This is a genomic window from Rhizobium sp. AN6A (assembly GCF_900215635.1).
GTDB classification, from domain to species: Bacteria; Pseudomonadota; Alphaproteobacteria; order Rhizobiales; family Rhizobiaceae; genus Agrobacterium; species Agrobacterium tumefaciens.
In genome coordinates, this window is record NZ_OCNC01000003.1 from 1,760,896 (window position 1) to 1,780,435 (window position 19,540).

The 19,540-nt window shown below is 59.4% G+C and carries 18 protein-coding genes; 17 read left to right on the forward strand and 1 reads right to left on the reverse strand.

Annotated features, from left to right (window positions below; genetic code table 11):
* Positions 1 to 232 precede the first annotated feature (232 nt).
* The 11 genes from CRO62_RS11965 (at position 233) to chrA (ending at position 11,066) form a co-directional block, all read left to right on the forward strand.
* The gene (locus CRO62_RS11965) at positions 233 to 1,318 is read left to right on the forward strand and encodes an ABC transporter ATP-binding protein (protein ID WP_097100292.1); all 1,086 of its coding nucleotides are present in this window, start codon (positions 233 to 235) and stop codon (positions 1,316 to 1,318) included.
* Positions 1,319 to 1,348: 30 nt separating this feature from the next.
* Entirely contained in the window at positions 1,349 to 2,638 is a 1,290-nt protein-coding gene (locus CRO62_RS11970) for an ABC transporter substrate-binding protein (protein ID WP_097100293.1), read from the forward strand.
* Positions 2,639 to 2,713: 75 nt separating this feature from the next.
* The gene (locus tag CRO62_RS11975) at positions 2,714 to 3,625 is read left to right on the forward strand and encodes an ABC transporter permease (protein ID WP_097100294.1); all 912 of its coding nucleotides are present in this window, start codon (positions 2,714 to 2,716) and stop codon (positions 3,623 to 3,625) included.
* 3 nt (positions 3,626 to 3,628) lie between these two features.
* Entirely contained in the window at positions 3,629 to 4,444 is an 816-nt protein-coding gene (locus CRO62_RS11980) for an ABC transporter permease (protein ID WP_003517782.1), read from the forward strand.
* A gap of 14 nt (positions 4,445 to 4,458) precedes the next feature.
* Positions 4,459 to 5,217 carry an aspartate/glutamate racemase family protein gene (locus CRO62_RS11985; RefSeq protein ID WP_038493729.1) on the forward strand — a complete coding sequence of 253 codons (759 nt, stop codon included), beginning with the start codon at positions 4,459 to 4,461 and terminating at the stop codon, positions 5,215 to 5,217.
* 197 nt (positions 5,218 to 5,414) lie between these two features.
* Positions 5,415 to 5,960, forward strand: coding sequence for an RNA polymerase sigma factor (locus CRO62_RS11990; RefSeq protein ID WP_035199299.1), 546 nt, complete (start codon positions 5,415 to 5,417; stop codon positions 5,958 to 5,960).
* 20 nt (positions 5,961 to 5,980) lie between these two features.
* The gene (locus CRO62_RS11995) at positions 5,981 to 6,394 is read left to right on the forward strand and encodes a hypothetical protein (RefSeq protein WP_236765618.1); all 414 of its coding nucleotides are present in this window, start codon (positions 5,981 to 5,983) and stop codon (positions 6,392 to 6,394) included.
* Entirely contained in the window at positions 6,391 to 6,840 is a 450-nt protein-coding gene (locus CRO62_RS12000) for a periplasmic heavy metal sensor (RefSeq protein WP_097100296.1), read from the forward strand. Before CRO62_RS11995 ends, CRO62_RS12000 begins: the two co-directional genes overlap by 4 nt.
* A 76-nt stretch (positions 6,841 to 6,916) precedes the next feature.
* Positions 6,917 to 8,434: a DUF1800 family protein gene (locus tag CRO62_RS12005; RefSeq protein ID WP_323455485.1), complete on the forward strand. Its 1,518-nt coding sequence runs from the start codon at positions 6,917 to 6,919 to the stop codon at positions 8,432 to 8,434.
* 2 nt (positions 8,435 to 8,436) lie between these two features.
* The gene (locus CRO62_RS12010) at positions 8,437 to 9,663 is read left to right on the forward strand and encodes a DUF1501 domain-containing protein (RefSeq protein WP_097100298.1); all 1,227 of its coding nucleotides are present in this window, start codon (positions 8,437 to 8,439) and stop codon (positions 9,661 to 9,663) included.
* Positions 9,664 to 9,836: 173 nt separating this feature from the next.
* Positions 9,837 to 11,066: a chromate efflux transporter gene (gene chrA, locus CRO62_RS12015; protein WP_179784503.1), complete on the forward strand. Its 1,230-nt coding sequence runs from the start codon at positions 9,837 to 9,839 to the stop codon at positions 11,064 to 11,066.
* Here the strand turns inward: chrA and CRO62_RS12020 are convergent.
* Positions 11,061 to 11,951 carry a LysR substrate-binding domain-containing protein gene (locus CRO62_RS12020; protein WP_097100300.1) on the reverse strand — a complete coding sequence of 297 codons (891 nt, stop codon included), beginning with the start codon at positions 11,949 to 11,951 and terminating at the stop codon, positions 11,061 to 11,063. The genes chrA and CRO62_RS12020 overlap by 6 nt on opposite strands.
* 133 nt (positions 11,952 to 12,084) lie before the next feature.
* Between CRO62_RS12020 and ampC the strand changes: the two genes are divergently transcribed.
* The 6 genes from ampC to CRO62_RS12050 all read left to right on the forward strand — a co-directional run bounded on the left by ampC (position 12,085) and on the right by CRO62_RS12050 (position 19,539).
* Positions 12,085 to 13,242 carry a class C beta-lactamase gene (gene ampC, locus CRO62_RS12025; protein ID WP_097100301.1) on the forward strand — a complete coding sequence of 386 codons (1,158 nt, stop codon included), beginning with the start codon at positions 12,085 to 12,087 and terminating at the stop codon, positions 13,240 to 13,242.
* 206 nt (positions 13,243 to 13,448) lie between these two features.
* Positions 13,449 to 14,246: a FadR/GntR family transcriptional regulator gene (locus tag CRO62_RS12030; RefSeq protein WP_097100302.1), complete on the forward strand. Its 798-nt coding sequence runs from the start codon at positions 13,449 to 13,451 to the stop codon at positions 14,244 to 14,246.
* Between the two features lie 78 nt (positions 14,247 to 14,324).
* Positions 14,325 to 15,833: an ABC transporter substrate-binding protein gene (locus CRO62_RS12035; protein WP_097100484.1), complete on the forward strand. Its 1,509-nt coding sequence runs from the start codon at positions 14,325 to 14,327 to the stop codon at positions 15,831 to 15,833.
* 67 nt (positions 15,834 to 15,900) lie between these two features.
* Positions 15,901 to 16,848, forward strand: a complete 948-nt coding sequence (locus CRO62_RS12040; protein ID WP_003517753.1) for an ABC transporter permease — start codon at positions 15,901 to 15,903, stop codon at positions 16,846 to 16,848.
* A gap of 11 nt (positions 16,849 to 16,859) precedes the next feature.
* The gene (locus CRO62_RS12045) at positions 16,860 to 17,732 is read left to right on the forward strand and encodes an ABC transporter permease (protein WP_162648903.1); all 873 of its coding nucleotides are present in this window, start codon (positions 16,860 to 16,862) and stop codon (positions 17,730 to 17,732) included.
* Positions 17,733 to 17,754: 22 nt separating this feature from the next.
* On the forward strand, positions 17,755 to 19,539 hold the full coding sequence (locus tag CRO62_RS12050; protein WP_097100303.1) for a gamma-glutamyltransferase family protein: 1,785 nt from the start codon (positions 17,755 to 17,757) through the stop codon (positions 19,537 to 19,539).
* The last annotated feature ends 1 nt before the right edge of the window (position 19,540 follow it).

A 19,540-nucleotide genomic window follows, 5' to 3' on the forward strand; every position in this document is an offset into this window, starting at 1 on the left:
TATTCCAGTGGTGTCAACCAGTTCGGTTCCATGGCACTCTTTTCCCGATTTCATGTTTCCCTGTCGGGCGCTCAGATCGCATACAATTTCCGCACCAAATCGAAAACAATCGATGTAATTTTGAGCAGGCCGGTGGCGGGACCGGCGGACACATCGAAATTCCCGTTTTATATCAATGACAAAGCCGATTGGCACGGCTCCTGCATGACAAAGACGTCGCAGGAGAGTGTTCATGAGCAAAGCCGCAGCAATCGACATCGCTTCCGTTTCCAAGATTTATGGCAACACCACCGCGGTGCATGCCATAAGCCTCAAGATACCGGCAGGAAGTTACTGCTGCCTGCTTGGTCCTTCGGGCTGCGGCAAGACCTCGACACTGCGAATGATCGCCGGCCACGAAAGCATTTCAAGCGGCGATGTCAGGCTTGGTAATGTGGTCGTCACCGATCTGCCGCCCGCCAAACGCGGCACGGCAATGATGTTCCAGTCCTATGCGCTGTTTCCGCATCTCGATCTCGTCGACAACGTTGCCTTCAGCCTCAAGATGAAGGGGGTGGACAAGGAAGCGCGCCGCGCCAAGGCACTGGAGATGCTGCGGCTGATGCAGCTCGAACCCTATGCCACCCGGCGCCCGGCCCAGCTTTCCGGCGGGCAGCAGCAGCGCGTGGCGTTGGCTCGCGCGCTTATCACCGACCCCGAGGCGTTGCTGCTGGATGAGCCGCTTTCGGCACTCGATCCTTTCCTCAAGATCCGTATGCGGGCCGAGCTGAAGAAGCTGCAAACCTCGCTCGGCATCACCTTTGTTCACGTCACACACAGTCAGGAAGAGGCAATGGCGCTGGCCGACGTCATCGTCGTCATGAATGATGGCCGCATCGAGCAGGCAGCGACGCCGCGCGAGCTGTTTGAGCGCCCGGCCACCGCTTTCGTCGCCCGCTTCATGGGCGATCACAATGTCATTTCCGGCCGGTTCAAGGAAAAGAACGGCGATCTCGTCACGCTGGAGGTTGCAGGCGGCGGCACCTTCACGGCAAGCGGCATTGCCCCGGATGACGGCGCGGTCGATATCGCCGTTCGTACCGACCGTGTGCGCGTCGGCGAGGCGGATCAACCTGGCTTCGGTTTTACCGGCATCGTCTCGAATGTCGAATATCGCGGTGCAAGCGTGAAGATCGCCGTGACCGGCGCGGGCATTGAGGATTTCAACGCCATCCTCAGTGACGTCGCCTTCTTCGAAAAGCCGGTAAAGACCGGCGACGCCATACCGCTTTCATGGAATGCGGCCGATGCCATCGTGCTCGGCCGGGTAGAGAAGTGACCCCAAAAATAACCAGAGGAGAACTTTGAAATGACCGACAACTCCAACAGCAACAAGGGCCTGTCCCGCCGCGGCCTCTTAAAAGCAGGTGCCGCCGCAACAGGCGCGGCCATCGGCTCTGGCCTTGTCACCGGTTTCCCGACCATATGGGCGCAGAACCCGATCACGATCCGCCAGTTCGGCACGGGTGTTTCGAACCTCAATGCGATTGCCGAAAAGTGCAAGGCTGATCTCGGTATCACACTGGAGATGACGGCGACGGATTCGGATGCGGCCGCGCAGCGCGCCGTGACCCAGCCGAACTCCTACGATATCGCCGATATCGAATACTGGATCCTGAAGAAGGTCTACCCGGCGGGTGTCATTCAGCCGATGGAAATCAAGAAGCTGAAATATTACGACAAGATCGTTCCGCTGTTTAAAAACGGCAAGCTGACGCCCGATAGCGTCGTGGCCCAGGGTACCGCCCCGCACACGGTCGGTTTCGTCGAAAAGCCCGGCGACAAGAAGTTTGCGAAAAGCGAAACCGATTATTTCACCATGGTTCCGACGATCTACAATGCCGATACGCTCGGCATTCGCCCCGATCTCGTCGGCCGCGATATCACCAGCTGGGCCGATATCATGGACCCCAAGTTCAAGGGCAAGGCCTCTATCCTCAACATCCCCTCCATCGGCATCATGGATGCGGCGATGATCATGGAGGCCATGGGCAACATCAAATATGCCGACAAGGGCAACATGACGAAGGAAGAGATCGACAAGACGATCGAATTCCTCATCAAGGCGAAGAAGGACGGGCAGTTCCGCGCTTTCTGGAAGAGCTTCGATGAAAGCGTCAACCTCATGGCGTCGGGTGAAGTCGTGATCCAGTCCATGTGGTCGCCGGCAGTCGCCGCCGTTCGCTCCAAGGGCATCGCCTGCAAATACCAGCCGCTCAAGGAAGGTTATCGCTCGTGGGGCGGCGGCCTTGGCCTTGCCAAGCACCTCTCCGGTGCCAAGCTGGATGCGGCCTATGAGTATATCAACTGGTACACCTCCGGCTGGGTCGGCGCCTACCTCAACCGTCAGGGCTATTACTCCGCCGCCATGGATACGGCGAAGGAACATATGTCGGCCGACGAGTGGGGTTACTGGGTCGAAGGCAAGCCCGCGCAGGGCGATATCATCGCGCCTGATGGCAAGGTCATGGAAAAGGCCGGTGCAGTGCGCGACGGCGGTTCGTTCCAGGAGCGCATGGGCAAGGTCGCCTGCTGGAATTCCGTCATGGACGAGGACCGCTACATGGTTCGTCGCTGGAACGAGTTCATCGCGGCCTGATCTTCTCGCCTTTCGCAGACATGAGGCCGCGCCGACGCGGCCTCTCTTTCACAGGCAGCCAGCAGGAGAAAAGCCTTGGTGACAGTTAGATTCATCGGCGTGAGCGAAAAAAAGGACAAGCCGTCCCGCAGCTTCGCCCTGCCGCAGAAGCTTGTGTCCTATATTCAGGCCACACCGCTTTTCCTGATCCTCGGCTTTTTCCTGCTTTTACCGATCGTCATGATCGCCATCGTCAGTTTCTGGGATTATGATTTTGCCCAGATGTATCCGGGTTTCGTGACCTTCAACTATACCGAGACGCTCGGTTCCTGGGTCACGTGGCAAACCTATATCAACACGCTGAAATTCGCCGCCATCGTCTGGGCGATCACGCTGTTCTGCGGTTTCTGGGTCGCCTATTTCCTCGCTTTTCATATCCGCACCACCACGATGCAGATGGTTCTGTTCCTCGTCTGCACCGTGCCATTCCTGACCTCGAACATCATCCGCATGATTTCCTGGATTCCCGTTCTCGGGCGCAACGGGCTGGTCAACAGCGCGCTGGTCAGCGCCGGCATCGTACCTGCGCCAATCGAATGGCTGCTCTATTCGGATTTTGCCGTGGTGCTGGCCATGGTGCATCTTTATACGCTGTTCATGGTCACACCCATCTTCAACACGCTGATGCGCATCGACAAATCGCTGATCGAAGCGGCGCGCGATGCCGGGGCGACTGGCTGGCAGACCCTCTGGAACGTTATCATTCCGCTTGCCAAACCCGGCATGGCGATCGGCAGCATCTTTGTCGTGACGCTTGTCATGGCCGATTTCTCCACGGTTCAGGTGATGTCCGGTGGGCAGAGCGCGTCGGTGGCACTGATGATGAAGAACCAGATGTCGCTGCTGCAATATCCCGCGGCGGCCGCAAATGCCGTCATCCTGCTCATCCTCGTTCTTCTGATGGTCGCGGGCATCCTGCGCATCGTCGATATCCGCAAGGAGCTGTGACCCATGCATTCGGAAAAACGCGGCCGTGAATTCTATGTCCTCGCCTTCTTTTTTCTGCTCTTCGTGCTGTTCCTCTACGGCCCGCTGTCGGCGATCCTCATCCTTGCCTTTCAGGGGCCGAATGGCGGACTGACCTTTCCACTCAACGGCGTTTCGCTGCACTGGTTCGGCAATCTTTTCGAACAGCAGGCGGTCGGCGATTTCGGCGGCTCGTTCCGCCGTTCCTTCGGGCTTGGCGTCATGGTCATGGTCGTCACGGTGCTCGTCTCGCTTCTGGCGGGTCTTGCTTTCCGGCGCAAATTCATCGGCGCGACGCCGCTATTCTATCTTTCCGTCGCAAGCCTCGTGGTGCCATCGATCATCATATCACTCGGCATTGGCGTTCTTTTCCAACAGCTTGGGCTGGAACCTTCATGGTATACATCAGCATTTGGCGCGCACCTGACCTGGACGCTGCCATTCGGCGTGCTCATCATGCTGGCGGTTTTCAACCGCTTTTCTCCATCCTATGAAGAAGCCGCCCGCGATCTCGGAGCATCGGCCTGGCAGACCTTTGCCCATGTGGTGCTGCCAATGATTGCACCGAGCCTGATCGGCGTCGGCCTGTTCGGCTTTACGCTTTCCTATGACGAATTTGCCCGCACGCTGATGACGTCAGGCACCTACAACACCCTGCCGCTGGAAATCTACGGCATGACCACCAACGTCACGACGCCGGTGCTTTACGCGCTCGGAGCCGTCACGACCCTTTTCTCCTTCCTGGTTATTGCGGCCACGCTTGGCCTGATCGTCACTCTGAACCGTCGCCATTCGCGTTGATGAAAAAACAGAACATGCGCATCCTCGTCATTAATCCGAATACGACGCAATCCATGACGGCGACGATCGCCGACGCGGCGACGCGGGCGGCCAGTTGCGATACGGAAATCCTGGCAGTGACCTCTTCCATGGGGCCTGTCTCCATCGAAGGATATTACGATGAGGTTTTCGCGGTACCCGGCCTGCTGCTCGAGCTTGCCAAGGCGCCGACGCTTGGTGCCAGGGCAGCCGTCATCGCCTGTTTCGACGACACCGGGCTCGATGCGGCCCGCGCGCTCGCCGACATACCCGTAATTGGGATTTGCGAAGCGGCGGTTTCAGCCACGGCATTCATCGCGCAGAGGTTTACGATCGTTACGACGATGGAGCGTTCGCGGCTGCCGCTCGAACATCTCGTTCACCGTTATGGCATGTCTGCCCGCTGCAATGTGCGTGCCGCCGATATTCCCGTCCTGTCGCTGGAAGATCCGGCATCAAATGCCAGGGAGAGGCTGCGGGAAGAGATTTCACTGGCCCTGCGTCAAGATCGCGCCGAAGCGATCGTGCTTGGCTGCGCAGGTATGGCGGATCTGACCGCCGAGCTGCGCAGCGAATTCGGCGTGCCTGTTATCGATGGAGTCGCTGCGGCGGTGAAACAGGCAGAATCGCTGGTATCGATGGGGCTTTCGACCGCCAAGCGCGGCGCCTATGCCACGCCACTCGCCAAGCCCTATCGCGGATTGCTTGAAGCGTTCGGGCCGGACAGGCTTGCCGGGGTATCTGTGGACGGTTGAAACAGCCGTTCCAATGTGTTCGGGCGGTGACGCGGTCTGCCGTAAAATGCACGCGAATATTTCCAGAAATCGGCGACGGATTTTGCGCGGGTCTGCGTTAAAGTGGCAAGGTGCGGGACATCCTCACTGAAGCCGCCGTCATTCCGCATGGATTTCGCCCGTGTCCGACAGGACAGTACGGAGACAAAGCCCGATACATGGTAAGCGATCCGGATGCAGATTTGGTGACGGATGTCGCTGCAGGAGATGTCCGCGCGATGCAGGCTCTGGTGACGGCCAAACTGCCGAGGATCATGGCGCTTGCCACGCGTATGCTGGGTGATCCGGCAGAGGCGGAAGACATCGCGCAGGAGACCTTCCTGCGCATATGGAAACATGCAGGCACGTGGCGGCAGGGGCGTGCGAAATTCGACACATGGATCCACCGGGTGGCGCTGAACCTCTGTTATGACCGGTTGCGAAAGCGCCGGGAAATATCGGTCGCTGAGCCGCCCGAACAGATTGACGGCAGTGTGCTGCCCGATGCCGCCCTGCCATATGATGGTGACGAGAGCGGTGCCGTGGCGCGCGCCTTGCAGGCCATACCCGCGCGACAAAGGGAGGCAATCGTTCTGGTCTATTATCAGGAGATGTCGAACCGCGAGGCGGCTGATGTCATGCATGTCAGTGTGGACGCACTGGAAAGCCTTCTGGCGCGTGGCCGCCGGGCACTCCATGCGATTTTGAATGAGGGCGACCAATGAACGGGGCGAAGAAGACGCTCATGGATAACAAGGTTTTTTCCGATCTTGTGGCGGCCTATGGTGCCGATCCACAACGCTGGCCGGAAGACCGGCGGCCGGAGGCCATGGCTTATGCGGAGACGGCAGACGGCAGGCGCCTGATTGCGCAGGCGGCACCTCTCGATTTTACGCTGTCGGCATATCGTCTTCGCGACCCTTCGGCCATGCTCAACGCCAAGATCATGGCGCAGGCAAAGGCGCAGACCACCAGACACAGATGGATCGTCCGGTACGGGCTGGGTGCGGGCATGATCGGCATCAGCCTTGCGGGAGCGCTGACGGGAGCGGTTGCCGTCATCAACCTCACGCCACCGCCCGCCCTGACATTGGGCGATACGTTGACCGCCTTCGGAAACCTGCAAACCGAAAACGAAATGACCGAGGAGACGAAATGAGCGATCAGAATTTCCGCTGGATAGTCGTTGTCCTTCTCGTCGCGAATACGTTTCTTGTCTGCGCGCTTGCCGGTGCGGGGTTCGTTTATCTGCGGAACGACCCGGCCGCTGCCGCTGCCCGCATGCCGCTTGCGGGCGAACAATTGCCAAAAACCGAAAGGGAGGCCTTCCGGCGCAGCCTCAACGATGCACGCAGGACCATGCGGGAAACCTCCGCCGAGGCGCGCCAGGCGCGTATCGAGGCGGCGTCTCTGATGGGGGCGGAAACGCTCAATCCAGACGCATTGTCTGCAGCGCTCGAGCGTGCCCGCAAAGCGGAATATGAGGTGCGTGCCGCAACCGAGATGCAGGCCGTGGAGGTCGCCCGCACATTGTCGCTCGAGGCGCGGCGCCGGCTGGCGGAAGGCTTGCTTGCCCGCGAGGCGCCCAAGCCTGCCACGAAATAATCACATTTCATCAGCGACGGATTTTGGCCCTGGCGCCCGTTGAATGGTCGATAACGAAACGGAGTTCGTATCGGCCATGTCAAATTCCAGGGAATTGGATGCAGCACTCTGTCTGTGGCGCTTCGGCCTCGGCGCGCGTGAAGGCGATATCCAGGCGATCAAAGACGACCCGCGCGATCTGTTGCGGCTGGAAATTACCGAACGGGCCACACCAATTCCTGTCGGCGCACAGCTGCATTCCAGCGCCGATCTTCTGATATCGCTGATGGCGTATAACAAGGAGATCAAGGCCGAGCGTGAAAAACCCGCTGTCCTTGCCGTTTCGGCCACCACCGGCGCCGCGGGTGCGACCGCAGGGGCCATGAGCCCACCATCGCCGGCAATGGCAACTGCCGCAAACGCTATGGACAATGCGGGCATGGTGCCGCCTGCCAGTGCTCCACAGGACAAGAAGCCGGACGCGCCGGCCACCAAGCGCGCCTATTTTCCCCAGCAGATACTGCTTGCGGAGGCGGAAGCCCGCTTCAATGGCACGATACGTCAGCCGCTGATCGGTTTTGGCGAGCGGTTGGCAATGTTCTGGGCCAACCACTTCGCGGTTGCCACCGGCAAGGGCAGTGATGTGCACATTCTCGCCGGCGCTTTCGAGCGTGAGGCGATCCGTCCACGTGTCTTCGGCAATTTCGAGGATATGCTGGTCGCAGTCGAGACCCATCCCGCCATGCTGTATTTTCTCGACAATCAGCAATCGGTCGGACCGAATTCGCAGGCCAACAGGAACGGCAAGCGCGGGCTCAACGAAAACCTCGCGCGCGAAATCATGGAACTGCATACGCTCGGGGTGGATGGCGGCTATAGTCAGGCCGATGTTACAGCACTTGCCCGCATCATCACCGGCTGGAGCGTCTATCGCGACGAGAAGCGTCCGGGCCCGCTTGGCCGATTTTCCTTCAACGCCAACAACCATGAACCCGGCGACCATGCCGTGATGGGCATCACCTATGGTGAAGCGGGGGTAGAGCAGGGGCGGCGGGCGCTGCGAGATCTCGCGCATCATCCGGCGACGGCCAGCCATCTCGCTTACAAGCTGGTACGGCATTTCGTCAGCGACCATCCACCACCGGAACTGGTGGCGAAACTTGCTGCCGCCTACACCAAGAGCCACGGCGATCTTTCCGCCACCTATATGGCGCTTATCGAGGCTGAACAGTCGTGGAACCCGGCCCTGACCAAGCTCAGACCACCGCTCGATTTCGTGACGACCGTCATCAGGGCGAGCGGAATAGTGCCAAAACCCGAGCAGGTAATTTCCGTGCTCAACGCATTGGGTCAGCCGCTGTGGAACCCCTCCGGCCCGAACGGTTTTGCCGATGTCACCGATAGCTGGGGTTCTTCCGAGGGGCTGGCGACGCGTATCGATGCCGCCAGTCTGTTCGCCCATCAGGTTTCGAGTTCAATCGATCCGCGCGACTTCGTCGCAGACCGGCTGGGGCCGCTTTTGTCCGAGGAGACGAAAAAGGCCGTGCAGCGGGCTGAGAGCAAACCGCAGGGACTGACGATTGCATTCCTTTCCCCCGAATTCCAGAGGCGTTGACCATGCTGTGTGAACATCTTTCCCCAACCCGCCGCGCTCTTCTTGGCACAGGCGGCGCGCTTTTTGCCTGGGCCTTCATGCCGCGTTTTGCTTTTGCTGCCGGCGGGCGCGACCCACGTTTCGTCACCATCATCCTGCGCGGCGCGCTCGACGGGCTGACCGCCGTGCCGCCCGTCGGCGACCCCGACTATGAGGCGCTAAGGCAACAGATCGCCATGCGCACTGAAGGCGACAATCCAGCCCTCGCGCTGGATGGTTTCTTTGCGCTCCATCCATCCCTTCGCAATTTCCAGCGGCTGTACCGGAAGGGCGAGGCAGCAGTCGTCCACGCCAGCGCCACCGGTTATCGTGACCGTTCGCATTTTGATGGCCAGGATGTGCTGGAATCTGGTTTTCCGACCCCCGGCCATGTCGAGACGGGTTGGCTGAACCGTCTGCTCGAACAGCTGCCGGCGGGTGAAACCATCAATCCAGCTGGGGCCGGGCAGCGGGTGAGCGGCCTTGCCATTGGCGCCAGCGCTCCGCTTGTCATTCGCGGCAAGGCACCGATATTGGGATGGGCGCCATCCGTTCTCAAACCCGCCGATGGCGATCTCGCTCCGCGCCTTGCCGATCTCTACGGCCAGACGGACCCGATGCTGGCGGCATTGCTTGCCGAGGGCATCGAAACCGGCCGGATTGCCTCCGGCGTCGATATCAAGGCGCGCGGTGGTCCGGGTGATCCCGTTGGCATGGAGCAGATGGCGCGGGGTGCTGCACGGCTGATTGCGCACTCGGAAGGGCCGCGCGTTGCGGCGCTGGCTTTCGAGGGTTGGGACACCCATGCCCATGAGGTCGACCGTCTTTCAAAATTGTTGAGCGGGCTGGACAATGCGCTTGCCGCCTTCGAGCAGGAGCTGGGGCCGGTCTGGAAGGATACGGCCATATTGGTCGCCACGGAATTTGGCCGTACCGCCCGTATCAACGGTACGGAAGGAACTGACCACGGAACGGCAACAACGGCCTTTCTCGCCGGCGGCAGCATCCGTGGCGGGCGTGTCATCGCCGATTGGCCCGGCCTCAGGCTTGCGCAGTTGCGGGATGGGCGGGACCTTGCGCCCACGACGGATATTCGCGCGATCATCAAGGGTCTCGCGGTCGATCATCTTGGCGCAAGCGCTGCCATGCTCGACAAGGCGGTCTTTCCCGGTTCGGAGGCCATCCGGCCCATGAAGGGACTAATCGTCTGAGGCTCGAAAAATACGTGAAAACAAATATATGGAGCGCGTCCAACGACCCCGGCCGTTCCGGATGCGCTACCGCCTCTTCATATCCCTGTCATAATAGTGTCTGATATCGATATCGTTTTTTGATACGGATATTGTGTAGACGAACAGCCGTTGCACGCTCAGGGAGCTTTTTCGTGAAGTCGTCAACGCAAACCATCCGCACTGAAGCGGCAACCCCTCGAAGCGGCACGCCCGGCGAGGTATTTATGGCGTTCCTGAAGCTCGGGGTCACCTCCTTCGGCGGACCCATCGCCCATCTCGGTTATTTTCGCGATGAGCTGGTCGTGCGGCGTAAATGGATCGATGAGGCGGGTTATGCCGATCTCGTGGCGCTCTGCCAGTTCTTGCCAGGGCCGGCCTCCAGCCAGGTCGGTTTTGCCCTTGGGTTGCTGCGGGCAGGGCCGCTCGGTGCGCTGGCGGCCTGGACGGCCTTCACCCTGCCATCCGCTATCCTCCTGCTGCTCTTCGCCATGGTCGCCGCATCCATAGAAGGACCCGTCGGTACCGGCCTGTTGCATGGCCTCAAGATCGTGGCCGTTGCCGTTGTGGCGCAGGCTGTCTGGGGCATGGCAAAGAGCCTTGCCCCAGATAGACAGCGTGCCAGCATCGCGCTTGTCGGCATCATCTGTGTCGTGTTTGTCGCCGGAGCCTTCGGACAGATTCTGGCACTTGCAATGGGTGCCGTTGCGGGTCTCGTCTTCTGCCGCAGCGAGGCCGCGCGTGAGGCATCCCATCTCGCATTCCGGGTGCCGAAAAGTGTCGGATACATTGCGCTTGCCACTTTCGTTCTTCTTCTCGGTCTTCTGCCGGTTCTCGCCGCAATCGCCGGATCGCAGGCCCTCTCATTGTTCGATGCGTTCTATCGTGCCGGCGCCCTTGTCTTTGGTGGCGGCCATGTGGTGCTGCCGTTGCTGCAATCGGCAGTGGTTTCCACGGGCTGGGTGACGGAAGATGCGTTTATCGCCGGTTACGGCGCAACCCAGGCCGTTCCCGGCCCGCTGTTCACCTTCGCGGCCTACCTCGGCGCTGTGGTGGGGCCGCAGCCGAACGGTATTGCGGGAGCAGTCATTGCGCTTGTCGCGATCTTTCTGCCGGGCATGCTACTGCTCGTCGGTGCGCTGCCCTTCTGGGAGGGGTTTCGCAAGCACCTTCTGGCGCAGGCGGCCATGCGCGGCGCAAATGCCGCCGTCGTTGGCATTCTCGGGGCCGCGCTTTATGATCCGGTGTGGACAAGCGCCATCTTCATGCCGAAGGATTTTGCACTTGCGCTGACGGGTTTCATCCTGTTGACGGTGTGGAAGACGCCGCCATGGATCGTGGTGGTCATCTGCGCGATTGGTGGCGTTCTGCTCGCCCTGTCATAGGCCGTCTTGCGCAGGACCGATATTGGTAAACATCCAGTCAGAGAAGGCCTGCATGGCTGGTGTCGGCGGCTTTGATTGCAGCCTCGTCAGCCAGTAGCTGCCAAGCGATATGGTGACGGGAAAGGGCTGGACGATAGCCCCGGATGCCAGATGCCGTGAAAACATTGATGGCGGGGCGAGCGCCACGCCGAGCCCTTGCAATGCGGCCTCCATCATGCCGAGCGACGTATCGAAAACGATGCCGGCATTCACCTGCGCCACCGGTGTCACGCCAGCCGCTGCAAACCACGTGGCCCATTCGTCAGACCTGTAGCTGCGCAACAGCGTGGCGTCCGCGAGATCAGTGGGGGATTTCAGTGTCTCCGCCAGTTTCGGCGTACAGAGAGGCGAAAGGGGCGCCTCGAAAAGCCGGAATGCATCCGTGCCATGCCAGGAGCCCCGGCAGAATCGAATGGCGAAATCCAAGCCTTCGGCGGCCATATCCACCCGGTTGTTATTGGTGGAAACGCGCACGTCGATGAACGGGTGCCGCTTTTGAAATTCCCTCAGCCGCGGCAGCAGCCAGCCCACGGCAAAGGTTCCCACAACACCCAGAAACAGCAGTTCGCGCACCTGACCGGCTTCGATCCTGTCGAGCGTGATCGCCATCTGGTCGAAAGAACTGGTGACCGTTGGCAGCAGGGCTTCGCCTTCCGCCGTGATTTTCAGGCCTCTTGGGAGCCGTTGAAAAAGAGAAACCCCCAGTCGTTTTTCGAGCCCCTTCACCTGTTGGCTCACAGCCGCCTGCGTCACGCAGAGTTCTATGGCCGCGCGGGTGAAACTGAGGTGCCGCGCTGATGCCTCAAACGCCCTCAGGCCGTTCAGTGGAAGAAATTGCCGAACCATTCAAGACCTAGATTTTGTTATGCCTCGTCCGAGATATCATGATTTGTTCGTGCAATGTAGGGCGGTTAAACGTCTTTCGCTGGGGACGGCGCAGGTGCCGAAAATCCACTTGAGGTTTTGGAGAACGCGAAAGATGAAACTTAGTCGCAGACATATTGCATTGGCCACACTGATCTCGACGAGCCTGCTCACGCAGGCCTTTGCCGCTGATGATGCCAGGCTGAAAGCGATAACGGATGCAGCGATCAAGCCGGTGATGGAGAAGAACGGTATTCCGGGTCTGGCAGTTGGCATCAGTGTCGATGGCGAAAACCACGTCTTCACCTACGGTGTCATGTCCAAAAGCACGGGGCAGCCGGTTACCCCGCAGACGCTTTTCGAGCTGGGTTCCATCAGCAAGACATTCACGGTCACGCTCAGTACCTATGCGGAGACGCAGGGCAAACTGTCACTATCAAGCAAAGTCGAAGACTATCTTCCCTCCATGAAGGGCAAACCGTTTGGCGATGTCACGCTGATGCATCTTGGCACCCACACCGCCGGTGGCTTTCCGTTGCAGGTGCCGGACAGTGTCAAGACGGAGCCGCAGCTTTTAGCCTATCTCAAGGCCTGGAAGCCCGCATACAAGACGGGAACGCACAGAACCTACGCCAATCCCAGCATCGGAATGCTCGGATACGTCACCGCAAAGGCCATGGGCCAAAGCTATGACAGCGCTATGCAGGACGTACTATTTCCAGTGCTTGGATTGAAGAGCACCTTCACCGTGGTGCCCAACGTAAAGATGGCCGATTATGCGCAGGGTTATAAGAGAACCGGCGAACCGGCCCGCATGACGCCAGCCATTCTCTCATCGGAGGCTTACGGGGTCAGATCGACGGCGACCGACATGATCCGTTTCGTCAATGCGAATATGGGACTGGAAAAGCTGGACGGAAAACTCCAGCAGGCGATCGCCAACACCCATATGGGATATTTCAGCGTCGGCGCGATGACGCAGGATATGATCTGGGAGCAATATGCCCACCCGGCCGCGCTGAAAACACTGATCGAAACGAACTCCGGCGCCTTGCTCAAGACGGTGCCGGTATCGGAAATTTCGCCGCCGATGAAGCCGCGTGGCGATGTCTTCATCAACAAGACCGGCTCCACCAACGGTTTCGGCGCCTATGTGGCGTTCATACCGGAGCAGAAACTCGGTATCGTCATTCTGGCCAATAAAAACTATCCCAATGAGGATCGTGTTGCCGTGGCTTACGAGATTTTGAACGGATTCAAAAGCTCCGAATGATGTCAGTGCTGGCGTAAACGCGTACAGGACAAGGGTGGCATTTCGGTCGTAATTCATTTGCTCGCCGGCATTGTCATCCTTGCCTTGAAAGCATGCATTTCCTCCCCTGAAAATCGGCGTATGCCCATATTTTGAGCGCTTGTAATCAAGGCTCAAAATTGGGCTTGACGTCTGCCGAAATTTCTCACCAAATGAACCAATGCTAAATTGGTTCACGCAAATGGTGCGGCTTGGCGACAAACCCTAACGACAATTCCAACTACGCTTTGGCGAAGCTGCGCGAGTATATTCAGACGAAGAATCTCGCGAATGACGGCCGTCTGCCGACGGAGCGGGCCTTTGCCAAGACCTTCAATGTCGGTCGCCGGTCAATCCGCCGTGCTCTGGAGGTTTTGGAGGCCGAGGGTCTTATCTGGCGTCGCCAGGGGGCCGGAACCTTTGTGGGTGAAAAGCCGGACGATTGGTCCACCCAGGTGACCGAAATGGTCGCCAGCACCGATATCATGGAAATCATGGAAGTCCGCCTGCGAATCGAACCGCAACTGGCGCAGCTTGCAGCCATGCGCGCCAAGCCCGCCGAGGTGGAGCGCATGCGCGCGCTCGTCAAGAAGACCGGCGAAAGCACGGATGCTGATGCCAAGGAATTGTGGGACGGCTCGCTCCACCGCCAGATAGCCCAGAGTGCTGGCAACAAGCTGTTCCTGTCGATCTTCGATGTTGTGAACCGTATTCGCCAGGACGATGCCTGGCAGTCGATACGCGAACTTGCCCGGCGCAGTGGCACGAATGGCAAGGCGTCTCTCGAACAGCATGTCGCTATCGTCGATGCCATTGCCGATCGCGATCCGGCGCGTGCCGGAGAGGCGATGCGCCAGCACCTTCTCATGCATCAGGAACGATTGATCCGCGCCACTTCGCTCGGGTTTCAGGAGGAGAGCGCTGCGGAAGACCGTGCGGCGAAGAGCATCAGCGAAGCCGACAATCCGCTTACTCCGGCCTCATAGGCCGCGGACGAAAACCCGCCGGTCCTTCGGGGCCGGCCAATGACAAAAGTCAAAGAAAATCAGACCAGAGGATCGAACATGAAGAAAATCTACACACTGACTACGGCGCTGTTGGCAAGTGCGTTTCTGACCGCACCAGCCATGGCTTCCGAATTGCGCATCGGCCTCAACGATGATGCGGACGTGCTTGATCCCGCGCAATCGCGCACCTTCGTCGGCCGTATCGTCTACACCTCCATGTGCGACAAGCTGGTGGATATCTCGCAGGACATGAAGATCGTTCCCCAACTTGCCACCGAATGGGCCTGGTCCGAGGGTGGCAAGGTGCTGACGATGAAAATTCGCGACGGCGTGAAGTTCCACGACGGCGAGACGCTGGATGCGGCCGCCGTCGTAGCCACCATTGAGCGCAACATGACCCTTCCGGAATCCCGCCGCAAGAGCGAGTTGTCCTCGGTTGAAAAGGTTGAGGCCACCGGGCCGCTGGAAGTCAAGTTCACGCTGAAGACGCCCGATGTCACGCTGCTTGCCCAGCTTTCAGATCGCGCCGGCATGATCGTCGCGCCGAAGGCCGCCAAGGAACTGGGCGCGAATTTCGGCTCCAAGCCGGTTTGCGCCGGACCGTTCAAATTCGTCGAGCGCATCCAGCAGGACCGTATCGTCCTCGAAAAATTTGCGGATTATTGGGACAAGGACAAGATCAAGGTCGACAAGATCGTCTACCTGCCAATTCCCGATACCACTGTGAAGCTTGCAAACCTCCGCTCTGGCGATCTCGACATTGCCGAACGTATCTCGGCGTCCGATGCGGAATCCGTCAAGAATGACCCCAAATTGACCTATGCGGACGTGATCGGTCCGGGCTACATGGCCATGTATGTCAACATCAACAACGGCGCGCGTGCTGACAATCCGCTCGGCAAGGACAAGCGCCTGCGTCAGGCCTTCTCCTATGCGATTGACCGCGAAGCGATCGGCCAGATCGTGTTTGAGGGTACGTCCAAGGCTGGCAATCAGTCATTCCCGCCGACAAGCCCATGGTTCAACCAGAACCTGCCGGTGCCGCCACGCGATATCGACAAGGCCAAGCAGTTGATGAAGGAGGCTGGCTACGAGAAGCTCGATATCGAACTTCAGCACGCCAACAACACCACGCAGACGCAGATGATGCAGGTGATCCAGTCCATGGTGGCGGAGGCTGGCTTCAACGTGACGCTGAAGGCCACCGAATTTGCGACGCTTCTTTCCGAACAGACCGCCGGCAACTATCAGCTCAGCCGTTCCGACTGGTCTGGTCGTATCGATCCCGATGGCAATCTTCACCAGTTCGTCACCTGCAAGGGCGGCATCAACGATGTGAAATATTGTAATCCTGAAGTCGACAAGCTGCTGAACGAAGCACGCGCCTCGACTGAAGATGCGGTCCGCAAGGAGAAATACGACGCGGCAAGCGTCATCCTAAACGACGACATGCCGATCATCTATCTCGGCCACCAGCCCTATGCCTATGCCATTTCCAAGAAGGTCAAGGGCTGGGAGCCTTCGCCTGATGGCATGATCCGCCTTCTCGGCGTCAGCAAGGACTAAGCGTTTCAAATCCGCCGCACGGCTTGCCGTGCGGCCCTCCAGAACGTGCACGAACGGGGGCAATGCCATGCCTGTCTATATCGGCAAGCGACTGCTGGTCGCGATCCCGACGCTTTTGATCATCTCCATCTTCGTTTTCTCGCTGCAGAAACTGTTGCCGGGTGATCCGGTTCTCGCCATGGCGGGTGAGGAGCGTGATCCGGCGACGATTGAATTCCTGCGGGAGAAGTATCGCCTGAACGACCCGGTACCGCTCCAGTACATCAACTGGCTGGGCGGCGTGGTGACCGGCGATTTCGGTATTTCGCTGAGGACGAACCAGCCGGTGCTGGAACTGATCGGCCAGAAGCTGCCGGTCACCATTCAGCTGGCTGTGATGGCGATGTTCTTTGCGATGGTCATCGGTATTCCGATCGGCATTCTGGCCGCCGTCAAGAAAAACACATGGATCGACTACACCGCCAATATCGTGGCGCTTTCCGGCCTGTCGATCCCGAATTTCTGGCTCGGTATCATGCTAATCCTGCTGGTTTCAGTGAAGCTCGGCTGGCTGCCGGCATCCGGATATGAATCGATATTCGTCGACCCCGTTCGCTCCATCGAGACGATGATCATGCCCGCCTTCGTGCTCGGCAATGCGCTTGCGGCAACGTTGATGCGCCACACGCGTTCGGCAATGGTTGCGGTTTTGAGTTCAGACTATATCCGCACCGCCCGCGCCAAGGGGCTTTCGCCGCGTGAGATCATACTGTCGCACAGTTTTCGCAACGCGCTTCTGCCCGTCATCACGCTGTTGGCACTGCTTTTCGGTGAGTTGCTGGCCGGTGCGGTTCTGACGGAGCAGATATTCACCATTCCCGGCTTCGGCAAGATGACCGTCGATGCGGTCTTCACCCGCGATTACGCCGTCGTCCAGGGCATCGTGCTCTGCACCGCGGTCGGCTTCATCCTCATGAACCTGCTGGCGGACATTGCCTATGTCCTGCTTAACCCTCGCCTCAAGGCGACGATCTGAGGCCTGATATCATGACCGCTCTCGATCAAAACCTGTCCGTACCGGTGCCGCGGCAGGAAAGCCGCGCCTGGAAGAAAATGAAGCGCAACAAATCGGCGCTGGCCGGTCTGATTATCGTGCTTTTCTTCACGGTACTTGCCGTTGCAGCACCGATCCTGCCGATTTCTGACCCTATTGCGACCAGCTGGTCGGCCATCCGCAAGGCGCCGTCCGCCGCCCACTGGCTCGGCACCGACGATCTTGGCCGTGATATCCTTTCGCGCATGATTTATGGCGCGCGCGCCTCGCTGATGGCGGGTGTTGTCTCCGTCATGATCGCGGTGGTCATCGGCGTACCCTTCGGGTTGATCGCCGGTTATTTCGGTGGCTGGGTGGATATGGTCATATCGCGCATCACCGAAGCGCTGTTGGCTATGCCGTTCCTCATCATGGCAATTGCCCTTGCGGCCTTCCTCGGCCCGAGCCTTACCAACGCGATGATCGCCATCGGGCTTTCCGCCATGCCGATTTTCGTTCGGTTGACCCGTGGTCAGGTGCTGGCGGTCAAGATGGAAGATTATGTCGAGGGGGCAAGGTCGATTGGCCTCAACCACTTCGACATCATGACACGATACATCCTACCAAATGTCTTTGCTCCCATCATCGTGCAGGCGACCTTGACGGTTGCGACCGCCATCATTGCGGAAGCGAGCCTTTCCTTCCTCGGCCTTGGCCAGCAGGCACCGGCGCCGTCGTGGGGTTCCATGCTGAACACCGCGAAGAACTTTCTGAGCCAGGCGCCGTGGATGACGATGTGGCCCGGCATTGCAATTTTCCTCGTCGTCATAGGCTTCAATCTCCTGGGCGATGGCCTGCGTGATGCGCTCGATCCGCGCGAAGCATGATTTCTCATAAGGAACTGACTGAATGACCGAATTTACCACACGCCCCGAGATCCTTGGCACATTCGGCGTCGTCACCTCGACGCACTGGATCGCATCGGCCGTGGGCATGGCAATCCTCGAAAAGGGAGGTAACGCCTTCGACGCAGCGGTTGCCACCGGCTTCGTGCTGCAGATCGTCGAACCGCATCTCTGTGGCCCCGGCGGCGACATGCCTGCCGTCTTTTATTCAAAGAAGAAGGACAAGGTCGAAGTCATTTGCGCGCAGGGGCCTGCTCCGAGTGGCGCCACCATCGAGCACTATACCTCGGAGGGGCTTAAGCTGATCCCCGGCGATGGTCTGCTTGCAACCGTCATTCCCGGAGCCTTCGATGGCTGGATGCTGATGCTGCGCGACTACGGCACGATGAGCGTGCGCGAGGTGCTGGAACCGGCCATCTATTATGCCGAATACGGACATCCGACCCTGCCGCGCGTTTCCGCCACCATCAAGGGGCTGGCGGAATTCTTCGAGGGGGAATGGCCGACATCCTACGAGACCTGGCTGCCGGGTGGTGCCGCACCCGAGCCGCACGCCCTTTTCAGGAATCCTGTACTTGCGGAAACCTACAAGCGGATCGTCACTGAATCCGAAGCGCGTTCGGGTCGCGAAAACCAGATTGAAGCCGCACGCGACGCCTTCTATCGGGGTTTCGTAGCGGAAGCCATCGACACTTACGTAAAGACCGCTGAAGTCATGGATGCAAGCGGCACCAAGCACAAGGGCGTGCTGACGGCGCAGGATATGGCGGACTGGAGCGCGACCATCGAGGCGCCGCAGACGCTTGATTATCATGACTGGACGATTGCAAAGACGCCTGCCTGGGGGCAGGGACCGGTTCTGTTGCAGTCGCTCGCCCTGTTGAAAGGCTTCGATCTTGTGGCGATGGACCCGTCAGGTCCCGATTTCATCCACACCATCGTTGAGGCCATGAAGCTCGCCTTTGCCGACCGTGAGGTCTATTACGGCGATCCTGATTTCGGCCAGATTCCGACGGAATATCTTCTCTCTGAAGGCTACAATGCCGGGCGTCGTAAACTGATTGGCAGCGAGGCATCGCTTGATCTGCGTCCCGGCATCGTGCCGGGTTACGAGAAGCAGGTGGACACCACCATGGCCATGCTCGCCGAAATGAGCGGCAAGGGCACCGTCTACGAGCCCACCATGTCGCATCTTACCGAAAAACGCGGCGATACCGTGCATATCGATGTCATCGACCGCTGGGGCAACATGGTCTCAACCACGCCGTCCGGCGGCTGGCTGCAATCATCCCCCATCGTGCCGGGTCTCGGCTTTGCGCTCAATTCCCGCGCCCAGATGTTCTGGTTGAAGGAAGGCCTGCCGACCTCGCTTGCACCTGGAAAACGCCCGCGCACCACGTTGACACCCTCGCTCGCGCTGCATCAGGGACGCCCTTCCATGGTGTTCGGTACTCCGGGCGGCGATCAGCAGGATCAATGGCAGCTGCCCTTCTTCCTGCGTTATGCGCATCACGGCAAGAACCTGCAGGCGGCCATCGACATGCCGCTGTTCCATACCTCGCATTTTCCCGGCTCGTTTTATCCGCGCACCAGCTCGCCGGGCGAGATCATGGTTGAAAGCACCGTGGGTGATATCACGCTGCAGGAGCTTCGCAGCCGCGGACACAAGGTCACCGTTGCCGATGCGTGGTCGGTAGGGCGCCTAACTGCCGCACGGCGGGATGCCGATGGCCTGCTGCGGGCCGCCGCAACCCCGCGACTGATGCAGGCCTATGCTGTGGGACGATGAC

Coding starts and splice junctions, on each gene's coding strand:
- CRO62_RS11965 (WP_097100292.1), top strand. CDS start 233: ATGAGCAAAGCCGCAGCAATCGACATCGCTTCCGTTTCCAAGATTTAT.
- CRO62_RS11970 (WP_097100293.1), top strand. CDS start 1,349: ATGACCGACAACTCCAACAGCAACAAGGGCCTGTCCCGCCGCGGCCTC.
- CRO62_RS11980 (WP_003517782.1), top strand. CDS start 3,629: ATGCATTCGGAAAAACGCGGCCGTGAATTCTATGTCCTCGCCTTCTTT.
- CRO62_RS11985 (WP_038493729.1), top strand. CDS start 4,459: ATGCGCATCCTCGTCATTAATCCGAATACGACGCAATCCATGACGGCG.
- CRO62_RS11990 (WP_035199299.1), top strand. CDS start 5,415: ATGGTAAGCGATCCGGATGCAGATTTGGTGACGGATGTCGCTGCAGGA.
- CRO62_RS11995 (WP_236765618.1), top strand. CDS start 5,981: ATGGATAACAAGGTTTTTTCCGATCTTGTGGCGGCCTATGGTGCCGAT.
- CRO62_RS12000 (WP_097100296.1), top strand. CDS start 6,391: ATGAGCGATCAGAATTTCCGCTGGATAGTCGTTGTCCTTCTCGTCGCG.
- CRO62_RS12005 (WP_323455485.1), top strand. CDS start 6,917: ATGTCAAATTCCAGGGAATTGGATGCAGCACTCTGTCTGTGGCGCTTC.
- CRO62_RS12010 (WP_097100298.1), top strand. CDS start 8,437: ATGCTGTGTGAACATCTTTCCCCAACCCGCCGCGCTCTTCTTGGCACA.
- CRO62_RS12020 (WP_097100300.1), bottom strand. CDS start 11,951: ATGGTTCGGCAATTTCTTCCACTGAACGGCCTGAGGGCGTTTGAGGCA.
- ampC (WP_097100301.1), top strand. CDS start 12,085: ATGAAACTTAGTCGCAGACATATTGCATTGGCCACACTGATCTCGACG.
- CRO62_RS12035 (WP_097100484.1), top strand. CDS start 14,325: ATGAAGAAAATCTACACACTGACTACGGCGCTGTTGGCAAGTGCGTTT.
- CRO62_RS12040 (WP_003517753.1), top strand. CDS start 15,901: ATGCCTGTCTATATCGGCAAGCGACTGCTGGTCGCGATCCCGACGCTT.
- CRO62_RS12045 (WP_162648903.1), top strand. CDS start 16,860: ATGACCGCTCTCGATCAAAACCTGTCCGTACCGGTGCCGCGGCAGGAA.
- CRO62_RS12050 (WP_097100303.1), top strand. CDS start 17,755: ATGACCGAATTTACCACACGCCCCGAGATCCTTGGCACATTCGGCGTC.